Annotated in this window: 12 protein-coding genes; 10 read left to right on the top strand and 2 right to left on the bottom strand. The window is 40.4% G+C overall.

Features of this window, described 5'->3' with window-relative positions; translation table 11 throughout:
• Positions 1 to 12 precede the first annotated feature (12 nt).
• The 4 genes from IPM48_03045 (at position 13) to IPM48_03030 (ending at position 4917) form a co-directional block, all read left to right on the top strand.
• Positions 13 to 1377 (top strand): NADH-quinone oxidoreductase subunit N, encoded by a 1365-nt coding sequence (locus tag IPM48_03045; GenBank protein MBK9270550.1) that lies wholly within the window; start codon positions 13 to 15, stop codon positions 1375 to 1377.
• A gap of 65 nt (positions 1378 to 1442) precedes the next feature.
• On the top strand, positions 1443 to 2594 hold the full coding sequence (locus IPM48_03040; GenBank protein MBK9270549.1) for a hypothetical protein: 1152 nt from the start codon (positions 1443 to 1445) through the stop codon (positions 2592 to 2594).
• Between the two features lie 18 nt (positions 2595 to 2612).
• Complete coding sequence (locus IPM48_03035; protein ID MBK9270548.1) at positions 2613 to 3947, top strand: hypothetical protein; 1335 nt, start codon at positions 2613 to 2615, stop codon at positions 3945 to 3947.
• Between the two features lie 136 nt (positions 3948 to 4083).
• Entirely contained in the window at positions 4084 to 4917 is an 834-nt protein-coding gene (locus IPM48_03030) for an outer membrane beta-barrel protein (GenBank protein ID MBK9270547.1), read from the top strand.
• On the opposite strand, the gene IPM48_03025 is transcribed toward IPM48_03030, so the two are convergent.
• Entirely contained in the window at positions 4914 to 5645 is a 732-nt protein-coding gene (locus tag IPM48_03025; GenBank protein ID MBK9270546.1) for a glycosyltransferase family 2 protein, read from the bottom strand. The two genes, IPM48_03030 and IPM48_03025, sit on opposite strands and share 4 nt — an antisense overlap.
• A gap of 271 nt (positions 5646 to 5916) precedes the next feature.
• The gene (locus IPM48_03020) at positions 5917 to 7827 is read right to left on the bottom strand and encodes a T9SS type A sorting domain-containing protein (protein ID MBK9270545.1); all 1911 of its coding nucleotides are present in this window, start codon (positions 7825 to 7827) and stop codon (positions 5917 to 5919) included.
• Between the two features lie 420 nt (positions 7828 to 8247).
• Between IPM48_03020 and IPM48_03015 the strand changes: the two genes are divergently transcribed.
• The 6 genes from IPM48_03015 to IPM48_02990 all read left to right on the top strand — a co-directional run bounded on the left by IPM48_03015 (position 8248) and on the right by IPM48_02990 (position 12449).
• Positions 8248 to 8937: a DUF975 family protein gene (locus tag IPM48_03015; GenBank protein MBK9270544.1), complete on the top strand. Its 690-nt coding sequence runs from the start codon at positions 8248 to 8250 to the stop codon at positions 8935 to 8937.
• A gap of 205 nt (positions 8938 to 9142) precedes the next feature.
• The gene (locus IPM48_03010) at positions 9143 to 9448 is read left to right on the top strand and encodes a hypothetical protein (GenBank protein ID MBK9270543.1); all 306 of its coding nucleotides are present in this window, start codon (positions 9143 to 9145) and stop codon (positions 9446 to 9448) included.
• A gap of 48 nt (positions 9449 to 9496) precedes the next feature.
• Entirely contained in the window at positions 9497 to 9823 is a 327-nt protein-coding gene (locus tag IPM48_03005) for a hypothetical protein (protein ID MBK9270542.1), read from the top strand.
• Between the two features lie 81 nt (positions 9824 to 9904).
• Entirely contained in the window at positions 9905 to 10981 is a 1077-nt protein-coding gene (locus IPM48_03000; protein MBK9270541.1) for a ferredoxin--NADP reductase, read from the top strand.
• Positions 10982 to 11100: 119 nt separating this feature from the next.
• The gene (locus tag IPM48_02995) at positions 11101 to 11457 is read left to right on the top strand and encodes a four helix bundle protein (protein MBK9270540.1); all 357 of its coding nucleotides are present in this window, start codon (positions 11101 to 11103) and stop codon (positions 11455 to 11457) included.
• A gap of 431 nt (positions 11458 to 11888) precedes the next feature.
• Complete coding sequence (locus tag IPM48_02990; GenBank protein ID MBK9270539.1) at positions 11889 to 12449, top strand: YdeI/OmpD-associated family protein; 561 nt, start codon at positions 11889 to 11891, stop codon at positions 12447 to 12449.
• The last annotated feature ends 144 nt before the right edge of the window (positions 12450 to 12593 follow it).

Here is a 12593-nt window from a genome sequence, read left to right as displayed (position 1 = left end):
GCAGGAATATCTATGCTTTCAATGATCATATTAACCATCACCGGAGTTTTGGTTTTATTCCTCGGTCTTCGAAAAGGGAAAGAGCTGATTGTTCCCATCGCTGCTTTGGGTGTGGTCGCGGCCGGAGGATCTTATTTTTTTTATGATACCATGGGTCAGGAATGGATGAAAGGCATGATGGCCACCCAAGCCATCCCCGGAGTATTCGTTGGTTTGCTTTTGGTGTGTACACTCTTGCTGCTTCCTTTTCTAAACCGGTACCAACCCAGGGGAGCCGGAGAGATGGGTGATGTGACAGGCTTGTTGTTGTTTGCAATCATTGGCGGTATGATGATGGTCTCACACGAAGATTTGATGATCTTATTTTTGGGCATTGAGATGTTGAGCATTGCAATGTACATTCTTGCGGGTTCTGACCGGCGAATCATTCAATCCAACGAAGCTTCTCTCAAGTATTTTATTCTTGGAGCTTTTGCAAGCGCGATTTTTTTGTTTGGGGTTGGATTGTATTATGTCGCTACAGGAACGTTTAAACTGGTGGATTTTAAAATCATTTCTCCTGAAATTTTCGCCATTGGTATTATGGTTATATTTGCGGGACTTGCCTTCAAGGTTTCATTGGCACCCTTTCACTTTTGGGCACCGGATGTGTACCAGGGTTCACCCACTCTGATTACTGCGATCATGGCCACCATCGTAAAAATTGCTGGATTTGGAGCTTTGTTTCAGTTTTTAAGATACCAGGTACAGCATGCAGGCGATTGGTTCTATTGGCTGATAGCATTGATCGCGATAACGAGCATGCTCATCGGCAATGTCATGGCTTTTGGACAAAGAAGCGTCAAGCGCTTACTCGCATATTCAGGGGTTGTTCAGGCAGGATTTATTCTGGTGGGTTTTCTTCATTTGAAGAGTGAAAACAGCTGGATGATTTTATTCTATCTGGTTGCGTATGCCCTGGCTTCTATCGTCAGTTTTGTCGCGATTTATTTTGTGGAATCTAAAAAAGGTTCGGATGATATTGCAGAATTCAAAGGATTGTTTTTCCAAAATCCTTTTTTAGCCGTGGTCTTTACCATTGCTTTGTTGTCGTTGGGTGGAGGACCATTGACTGCCGGATTTATGGCGAAGTTGTTTGTGCTTTATCATGCAGCGGGCACCGGCTCACCATTTTTTGTGGTGGTGGCATTGGTCTTAGCTGTGATTTCCATGTATTATTATTTTAAAGTGATCAACCAGTTTTTCACCAATGATCAGGAGTCTACTGCTTCCTGGAAAATTGGTTGGACTTATCAGGCTGTTTTGGTTTTGATTTCTGCGGCAACTCTCTGTTTTGGGATTTTCCCATATTGGTTGATACGCTGGATAAGCGCATGATATTTGTCATAGCAATTACCCAATAACTGCAACCCGGCTTTTAATTTTCATTCAAAAAATGACGGATGTTATTCGCGGAAGAACAAGTCCAAAATATTGAAGAGATCTCAAGCTTTATGTGGAGGGGCGAAGTGGTCGCTCAGGCAAAAGCATTGAATGCCATAGAGAACGCTCTTTCTGCCGGCAAGTTTCCGCATTGCTCCTTGATCAGTGGTCGCTCGGGATCAGCTTCCTTAATGGCGGCCTTGACCATTGCACAAAATCTGTTTTGCAAAAATGGTCCCTTAGCTTGCGGAAGCTGCTTGGGTTGTTACAAGGTTGGCGAACTCAACCATCCTGATCTTCATTTTAGTTTTCCGCTTTTTGGTGCAGGGGAGTTGGCTGTGGACCACTATAACAGTTTCAAAAAAGCGGTAAAGGAGAATCCTTGGATGAATGTACAAAACTGGCTCGCGGCATCCGATAAAGAAAACAAGCAAGCCAACATCACTGCAAAAGAGGCAAGATCCATCATTGACCGATTGTATTTAAAACCTTTTGAAGCTGATAAAAATGTATTGGTCCTTTGGTTGCCGGAATTTTTGGGCAAAGAATCCAATATACTTCTCAAACTCTTGGAGGAACCTCCCGGACATGCATACATCATTCTGGTGACGGAAGACATTCATGCCTTGCTGCCAACTGTTATTTCCCGCGCCCAGCGCTTTAGTCTTTTGCCCGTAAATGAAGAAGCGCTTGCTGAAGCACTTGTTCAAAAAACAGGTATTGGTTCCGAGGAGGCTTTTGGCATTGCGCTTTCTGTGGAAGGCAATCTGGCCTACGCCCGGGAAATGTCTGCGGAGGGAAGATCTGAATCCCTGCGAATTCTTCAAAGCATGTTTCAAACAGCTTTTAAAAAAGATCCCTTGGAATTTTTCAATTGGATAGAAGGAATTGCAGGCATGAACAGAGACCAGCAAAGGGCTTATTTTTATTTTGTTCAGATGGTCCTGAGTCTTAGTCTTAGAAACCAACCAAATGATAAGGTAGAGCTGAAAAATACCCATCCCATCCAGCAATACGCCAACAAATTGAGCCAGTCGTTAAATTTATATAAAATGCAGAAAATCAATGACATAATCAATGATTGCGCTTATGCAATCCAAAGAAATGCAAATATTCGTATCTTGCTGCACGATTTACTGATAAAGTTGTCAGGAATCATTAGAGAAAAATAAGCAGGAGGAGTACAAAATATGGGATGTTCAGGATGTAGTACCGGCAAAAATGGTTCGCCGGCAGGTTGTGGAGATAAGGGACACTGCGCTTCGGGAGGTTGCAATAAATTAAATACGTATGACTGGCTAACAGCGCTCGACATCGAAGATCCGACGGGTTCTGATTTGGCGGAAGTCAGTTTTAAGAATGGTGCCAGGAAGACTTTTTATAAGACTGGGGGCAAACACTATTTTACCACCGGTGATCTCGTGGTGGTGGACACCGGAAGCGGGGGTTATGATGTTGGAAGAATAAGCCTTATGGGCGATCTGGTCAAGCTCCAGATGAAAAAGAAGAATTTTAAGCAGGACCGGATATCATTCGACATCTTGCGAAAAGCCAATCCCCGGGACATTGAGCGTATGCAGGAGGCGAGATCCATGGAGAAGGCTGCTCTGGTAAAAGCCAGGGTGATCTCCAGAAATTTAGGCCTGGACATGAAACTGGGTGACGTCGAGTATCAGGCCGATCTCAGAAAAGCCACATTCTTTTATACGGCTGATGGGTGGATTGATTTTCGAGAGCTGGTCAAGCAATATGTCAAGGAGTTTAGGGTTAAAGTGGAAATGCGGCAGATCGGATCCAGACAAGAATCAGCCCGTATCGGAGGTATTGGCTCCTGTGGAAGGGAACTTTGTTGTTCTACCTGGCTGACCGATTTTAAATCAGTCAATACCACTGCTGCTCGGTATCAAAACATCGCCATCAACCAATCCAAACTATCTGGTCAATGCGGACGCCTTAAATGTTGTCTCAACTACGAGCTCGATTTGTACATCGAAGAATTGGAGAAATACCCTTCCGATGTGGAACGCCTCAAAGCAAAAAATGGAGTCGCAAGTTTGGTTAAAATAGATATTTTCAAAGGAGTGGTGTACTACTTGTACGAACCAAAAAAAGGCCGCTCTATGGTCATGCCCCTCGAACCCGATGAAGTGCGCCGGATCAAAGCCATGAATGACCGGGGCGAATATCCGGATGACATCATTGCAGCAGAAGACAACAACACAGTGGTCAAACCCGAAGATCAGTTTGTAGATGTCACCGGAGAGATCGAGTTGCCGGTAGAAAAGAGGAAAAAGAAAAAGAAGAAAAAGAAAAGTGGGGAAGGATTTCAGGGATCTCCGGGCTCAACACCCAAGGCCCAGAATCCACCTGGCAATGTCAATACGGGTCCAAAACCCCCATCTCCTCAAGGGGGAGGGCCTCGGGAAGGAGGGTCCGCTCAGCCTCCGGGCCAAAATCAAAACAGAAAAAATCGCTTTAAAAAGAGAAACAGACCTCCTCAGGATAAACCACCATCAGCAGGTTAAATTCTTTTTTTTCTTTGATTTCAAACAAAGGATTTCGGGGATGATCTACAACCAAAGTTGCATGGGCACTCCATGAAGGGTTTAGAATGGTTTTATTGCAACAATTGGCCGGAATCTGCCGTTAATTGTCCTGTTTATGAGATCTTTTCAGCTGATTGTTGGTGTTTTGAGCAGTATACTGCTGAGTTTTGTGGATGCAAATGCCCAAAAAGGCGCTGAACTTGGAGCCTGGCTGGGCGCCTCTCATTATTTTGGGGATATCAACAATCTCTACCGCATCAACGAGCCTGGACTTGCCTTTGGAGCAACAGCGAGGTATAATTTTAACAGTCGATTGTACATCCAGACACAACTCAACTATGTAAGACTCAGAGGCAGTGACGCCAAATCAGACAACTTCTTTGATCAGCGCCGCAACCTCGCCTTTCACACCGATGTATTTGAAATTAACCCGGTGCTCGGTCTTCATTTTTTTGAATACATCCATGGCCAAAGGGGTTTTCATTTGATTCCATATATGACCATGGGCTTTGCCGTTTTTCAATACAGTCCAAAGCGCAGGGTGGATGGCACCACTTATCGGTTGAGGGAGATCGGCACGGAAGGACAGGTGACCGGGCAAGAATACGGAACCATCTCTGGTGCCTGGACCTTTGGTCTGGGTGCGAAATTTGATCTGAATTATCGATGGAGTGTGCAGGTGGATCTCAACGCCAGACTTGCTTTCACCGATTACCTGGACGATGTCAGTACTGTTTATCCCGATGTATTGGCTTTGGCCCGTCAAAAAGGAGCCATCGCTGCATTTTTAGCAGATCCCAGTATTCCGGATGTCAATCAGCAGAAAATCGGTACAAGGGGCTTCCAAAGGGGTGACAGCCACGATCGGGATATGTATGTAAGTCTTGGAGTGGGATTGATGTATTATTTTGGACGTTTGAATTGTCCGCCGATATCTTATCCCAATTAATGAGGGAATAGATTGTATTTAAGAATGCAATAAATTGCCCTGAACCCATCTTTCCAGTTAATTTTTTTACCTTCTGCATAGGTTCTGCCATAGTAAGAAATTCCAATTTCATAAATTCTTACATCCTTGACCCTGGAAATTTTTGCGGTTACTTCCGGCTCAAATCCAAATCTCTTTTCTTTGAGATGAAGCGATTTGATGACATCGGCCCTGAACAACTTATAACAAGTCTCCATGTCTGTGAGATTGAGATTGGTGAACATATTGGAGAGGAATGTCAGAATATAATTTCCAATCGAATGCCAGAAAAATAAAATGCGATGTGGCTTACCACCTATGAATCTTGAACCATAAACCACATCTGCAAAACCATCCAGTATCGGTGCTAAAAGTTCGTTGTACTCCGATGGATCATACTCCAAATCTGCGTCTTGGATGATGATGTAATCACCAGTAGCCATCCGAATTCCCTGGTGCAAAGCAGCTCCTTTGCCTTGATTGAAGGTTTGTTTGTGATAAATAAAACGCACTTCCGGATAATTTCGGATATAGGTTTGTAAAACTTCTTCACTGCGGTCTTTCGAGCAATCATTGATCAATATGATTTCCTTTTCGATGTGGTTGCGCAACTGAACGGAGCGAATCTTATCAAGAATCAGATGGATGGTTTTTTCTTCGTTATATACAGGTATGACGATGGACAGGGTTTGACTTGAGGCTTCAATCATCGGAATGAAATAATCAATTTATTTTAAGAAAATATAAAAGCAAAGTAGCTTGCCAAGCAATAGCACTGTGTTTCATTTTAGTTCATAAATAAAATTTATTCGTGTTTTATCTATCCGACAAAGATACCTTCCTTTTTGACTTTTTTGGATTCAGTGTATTGCAAAAATAATTTAAAGTCCTTTTCTGATTTTACAATTTTGGGTTTGATTTTTTATTTCATATTAAATCAAGGGAACCAGGATCGATCCAACGATTGAGCATCGATTGACCCTATCGCAGTATGACTAATTTTCGTCCAACGAATACACTTTTATTTGTCCGAAGAGATAGTTGGTAAGTACCTGTTGGCAAATGACCCAGATGAATGGAAGTGGTCTTACTGGCTTCCATTACTGTTTGGCCTGTGATATTTTTGATGGTCATTGTTTGGACATTTTCTGGAGCATTTTTGATATTAACCATATCCGTAGCAGGATTTGGGTAAATGCTCCAATCTGATTCGGGGCTAATTTTTGTAAGATGGGTCAAGCAGTCCTGTGCGGCCAGCAAAGCTTCGTCATCGCCTCTCCTCAATCCCTCAATGGTGGGTCCGACCACTGTGTCAATCCGGACTCCCCTGCGCTGTGTTTGAGAACCATCTTTATACAACACCTCAAGGACCGTAAATGACATATCGGTGGTATCGGGGAGGTGCACCGTAGCGATATTGCCGTCAGCCCCTGCAGTCTGAGTGCCGATGACTTTACAATTCGGGAAGGTTTGCAATTTCATGATGGAATATTCTGCCTGACTTTGTGTATTCTCATCGCATAGGACGATGATCTTTCCTTTGTATGGTTCAGGATTTCCAATGGTTCTATTCACTTCATAGTAGGGAGTGGGTTGCCAGGTTCCGGGATATAAAACGCTTGGGAGGTTGAGGATGGCTGATGTGTCAATCCGTTCCATGAGTTTATCAATGATAGCCCAGGCAGTCCCATTCGGATAATTGCGGAGGTCAAAAATAATGGCCGGAGCATCTTTCATCACCTCATAAATTAGATCAAAATCAAAATCCAAAAGTTTTTGCATATTTACATAACCATATCCGCAATCTACAAATTGAGATTTAGAATATTGATTGCTCATCAGATATTCTGGTGCAAAATTTGAAACATTGCGTTGAATGGAAGTGGTAAATTTGCCATTGGGGCCTTCAGCCTCAATCAGCATCGTACTTCCTTGAGCACCTCGCAACATGTTAATGACAAGATCGCGATACCAGGAAGCCGGAGTACAAAAAGGTCGTGATCCGGAAAGGCTATCCACAAGTTTTTCGATGGTGTGACCATTGATCGATAGAATGATATCTCCCGGTTGTAATTCATTTCCCGGCAACCATGCCCGACTGACAACATATTGATCTCCGATTCGCGTCATCCAAAATCGCGGAAAACTGCTCCCGCCAAGATAGAGCTTGATATAATCTGAATTACTGAATATAGCATGCGCATCATTGATGGTGGCAGAAAAATATCGCAAGGTATGCAAATACTCAATCTGGTTTTTTGCACCGATCATTACGGGAATAAAATTTTCAAGGGAGTTAAACCAATCGACATCCATAAGATCCCGGTATGCGAAAAAGTAATTAATAATATTCCAATAGCGAAACATAATCAGAAGTCGATAAGCCTCAGAAGGAAACTCCGGAGAAGGAATGTGCACATTCTCGTTGGTAAATGCGAGCCAACCTTCATTGGGAATTGAGTAGTTTGAATTATCTTTGACATAACAATTGAGTGTTGAGCGAAACCTTGCTCTTACGGTATCCAGGGAAGATTTGACCCTTTCTGAAAATACCAGATCGTCTTTCCAAAAAAATTGTAAATTATTTAAAAGTTGAGGTTCCGGTTCATCGGATGGGGTAGTTGGAACAGGCATTTCGCCAGCAGCATCGATCAGCGATTCCAATGCTCTATTAAAAGCCTCATCGTCCACTGCGTTTTTTATTGGGTCTATATGAGCTAACATGACGCTATCCCAATCCATGCTGCAGGTATTTAAATTCGTATGAAAATATTTGAGGTATCCCCATACCTGACAAGCTTTAGCCAGCCTGGTGGCGGAGGAATAGCTCGTTTGGGCATTGCCAGCTAGCATAGACAGAAACCCTAAATGGATCAGAATGAGCTTTTTCATTGTTTGAATTTTTATTATATGAAGAATATCTTGCCGAAAATTACATCATATTTTAAGCTGAAGCAAAAGTTTTTTAAGTCCGGTGGTTGGATTTCCCAGCGGATAGAATTTTAATCAGTGGCAACCGTCCAATAGCCATCCTTTCAATAGATGGATTTTATTTGGTATCTATGTTAAATGCTTATTCATAAATTATTTTTGGTAATACAGGGTACAAACCCTATTTTAGATTTAGTTTAAATAATTTTTTGACTTTTGCAGAAAGATGATAATTTTGACCTTGAACAAAACAAACCTCAGTAAGCGCTTTCCCTTATATCATATATAGTAAATTTTATTCCTTTGTTATTGAGGCTTACATGTTTTTGAATTGTATTTTAATGTAATTTTATTCATCATTCTTTAAATTCTGCCTGCTTTATGGATCTTACCAATAGAAGTCATCAAAATCCTGGTATCTCCAGTGTCACAGAGTCCGCCTGGTTGATTTTCAAAAAAGATTGGACATCAATAATTCCAGTTTTTCTGATTCCTCTATTCTACCAGTTTTTTAGTTTTTATTTTACGTTCAATGAATACTTTTCTCCTCGGTTTGAAGAATTAAAATTGAATTTTCATTTTGATTTTCTGTTTGATTTGATCTTTGGTGGCGCCATGACAATTGGAATTTCAGCCACATCATTGGCCATAGTTCGAGGCTTAGAATATTCATGGCGAATGATTTTTTCTGGATTTAATCGATTTTTCAGATCATTTGCTGCTTATTTGGTGTATGGAATAATGGTTTTATTGTTTCTGCTTTTGCTCATTATTCCTGGGATTGTGATCGCACTTTCTTGTTCGATGATGTTTTTTATATTGGCAGAAGATCAGAACATCAATATTTTTGAGGCAATGTCAAAAAGCAGGACCATAATGATGGGTCACAAATGGAGATTGTTTAAAATTTGCATTTTTTTCATGTTCCTGACCATTCTCTCCTTGTTTACCTTAGGTTTGGGAATGTTAATCGTAGCGCCATGGTTTTATCTAAGTTTGGCAACATTTTACGATGAAATTAAATTGCCTTTACCCGATCCGTCTGATGCGCTTTATGTGGAGGGGAAATAAATTGGTACTGAATGCTTACAGATTGAGTTTTTTTTGGATGTTCTGGATTTTTATTTTTAGTGGTCCTTCTTTTTCTAACTGCACGGATTACCATTTGCAGGGTTTCTGAAATATTTTGTGCATTCATTCCTTTTTTTATATCGTAAATGCACACCAGAAGGAACCGCACAGCTTGTACTTGTTATGGAATAACCAATTGAAATTATTGATATCGTTTTTATCAGGATTGACCATCATCGGAATTCAACTGATTTATTGGAATATCGTTACAGGACCATTTTTCTATTATTCCTATCGGGACAATCCGGGGGAAAAATTGGATCAATTTAATCCTTATTTACTGGAAGTAACTTTTAGTTTTAGAAAAGGATTATTTGTTTATACCTCTATGGCACTGTTAATGATAGCAGGTCATTGGTTTGTCTATAAATATCACCGGGAATGGAGACTAAGTGTATTATCATTTTCAGTGATTAATTTTTATGTAATTGCAAGCTGGACCTGTTGGTGACGTTCTGAGTCATTTGGTCAAAGAGGCAGCTTAATCCCCAATGCCTATTTGAACAATGCCGACTATAAATGGATTAAACTATCAGCTACGGTGGGTTCAAAAAATCAATTGGATAGCATTAAATTTGGTTTGGTTGCTCATATGGTGACTGGATCAAAAGTGTATAGATGGCATATTGCAAATCAAGATCCTGAATTATTCAAAGATCATACCATTAAAACCATTCAATACTGGTCTATGATTCCCAAAATTGCGCGAAACAAAGACTTGTTTAAATCCTATGTTTGGAACTTAGACTCCAAGGATCTTATATTTTACGGCATCAAGGCGGAGGTTTATAAGCCAAAAGAAACGAAGAAAATATTCCTTTGGTAGTGGGGTAGTTTATAATCCATGAGCCTCATAAACCTAAATGACCGATTTGCGTTGTTTTGAGCGAGCAAAGATCTAATCACAATGGAATTCTACCCGGTCGTTATAAAAGCCAGGCATTCAGAGACGGAGGATGCAGTGAGTCTTGAATTTGAGACAGGGGCGGGGCACCCATTGTCACAATTTAAGGCAGGGCAGTACCTCACCCTCAAAATGAGGTACCAAAGACAAGAATACCTGCGATGTTATTCCTATTCAGGGATGCCTGGCCAAAAGACGGTGAGCATCACGGTTAAAAAAGTACCCAAGGGAATGATTTCTAAATGGATCGTAGATCAGGCAAAAGTAGGTGATGAAATTATGGTCTCCGGTCCCCATGGTCGATTTATGATTGACGCAGATCCAGGACGGAGAAGAGTTTATTATTTTTTTGCGGCAGGTAGTGGTATTACTCCGGTATTTTCCATGATCAAAGTCTTGTTGGAACACGAACCTAAATCCAAGATTCATTTGTTGTATGGCAATCGGAGAGAATCAGATATTATATTCAAATCAAAGATTGATGCGCTTGCTCAGAAATACGAAGGCCAGTTGATGATTGAATATGCCTTGAGTAAGCACCAGAAAGGATTTCTTTGGACATCCAGATCCGATTGGTCCGGACTAAAGGGTCGAATCGATGGTAAAATGATTGCAGAATTTTTGAAAAGGCATCCCGCTGAAATAAAGGATTGCAGTTATTATTTATGTGGACCCGGTGCATTTATTCAGGATCTTGAAAAACATCTCATTGAAATGGGGATCGAGGCCTCTCTGGTGCACAAAGAATATTTTAGTTTACCCGAAACTGACTCCAATTCAAATACCGGACTGGAAGTCCTTACCCTCTGCGATCTTAAAGTCCAACTCGAAAAGAAAAACCACCAGCTGATTCTCAATCCGGGTGAAAAAATTTTGGATGGGTTGATCCGACAAGGGCTGAATCCTCCTTATTCATGTTCTTCCGGAGCATGTGCTACCTGCATTGCAAAAGTCATTCAAGGAAAGGTGCGAATGGATGTGGCATTGGGATTGGAAGAAGAAGAGATTGCTGCGGGTTATATCCTGACTTGCCAGGCTCACCCGATTACGGAGGAGTTGGAGATTAATTATGATGTTTGAATTGACAATTGATAATTGAGAATTGACAATTGATAATTGAGAATTGAGAATTGGGAATTGACAATGGAAAATTGAGAATTGACAATTGATAATTGAGAATTGGGAATTGACTTGAGAGTATGAAAGGACCAAATATTATTAAGGAAAAGAGTCTGATTTTTGCTATTGAAATTGTATATTTGTGCAATGAACTTCAAGGGAAGAAAGAGTATGTACTCTCTAAACAATTAATGCGCTCTGGAACTGCGATTGGTGCTTTGATTCGTGAGGCAGAGCAGGCGGAAAGCATCAAGGATTTTATTCACAAACTTTCCATTGCGTTGAAAGAGGCCAATGAAACGGAATATTGGTTGGAAATTCTTGTAAAAACAAAGATGATCGACGAAGTTCAATTTGGTAGTTTCAATTTGAAGATTAGAGAGTTGTTGAAGTTATTGGTTAGTATCATCAAAACAAGCAAATCGAACAATTTGTAATTGATAATTGATAATTGATAATTGATAATTGACAATTGATAATTGACAATAGAGAATTGACAATAGAGAATTGACAATAGAGAATTGATAATTGACAATTGAGAATTGACAGGTGATAATGGAAACTTGTTGCGAAAGACGTAAAAGTTGTAAAATAATGATTTGGAAAAAATGGATAATGATGCTTATCCTGCAAGGTGAGAATCACAAAAAAATAAATGATCAATCGTACTTGTTTTAAAGGCGAGAATGAAATTGCAAAGCACAAATGTTAAATGAGCAACTTTGTGCATTTGAAAATAAATGGAGTGAAATACAAAAATGAATATTAAGTCGCCTTTTCTTTAATCCTATTCTCTTGTATTGGTGTATGAAGTAAATCCGGATATTGTGGAAAATTATTTATTATGAAACATTAAACATTTCTATAAATGAATTCTAAAAATAAGTGGAAAAAAGAAGAATCGCTAATGGCTGCAATCCTTGAAAAAACCGGTTTGGAGAAAACCATCAAATGGGGTGCTCCAGTCTATACCTATCATACAAAGAATGTCGTCAGTTATTCAGGATTTAAAAACTTTTTTTCCATATGGTTTTACAATGGCGTCTTTCTAAAAGATCCATACATGGTGCTTGTAAATGCCCAGGAAGGTAAGACAAAATCTCAGCGTCAATGGCGCTTTGGCTCAATATCTGAAATGGACCAAAGTAAGATCATGGAATACATTCTGGAAGCCATTGAAATCGAAAGGAAGGGTCTTAAAATTAAACCGGAGAAATTCAAAGCATTGCCCGTTCCGGATCTTGTTTCAGATGCATTCTCCAAAGACCATACACTCAAAGAGGCTTTCCAAAAACTGTCTCCCGGTAAACAAAAAGAATACATTCTGCATATTGAAGAAGCCAAGCAGGAAGCGACCAAACTTAAACGTCTGGACAAAATAATACCAATGATCAAGAATGGTTTTGGATTGAATGATCGCTACAAGTAGCAATGGATGGGAATTGTAGCTGGAGCTTTTTTTATGAAATTGGATTTGTGTTTATAAAATCTTGTGCAAAAGTTCGCGATCAAGGTCAATGGGTGAATACTATTCATGTAGAACCAGTAACGAACCCGTTCAATCCATCACTTA

Source organism: Saprospiraceae bacterium (assembly GCA_016715965.1).
GTDB lineage: Bacteria > Bacteroidota > Bacteroidia > Chitinophagales > Saprospiraceae > Vicinibacter.
This window is presented reverse-complemented; position numbering and strand designations above follow the sequence as displayed.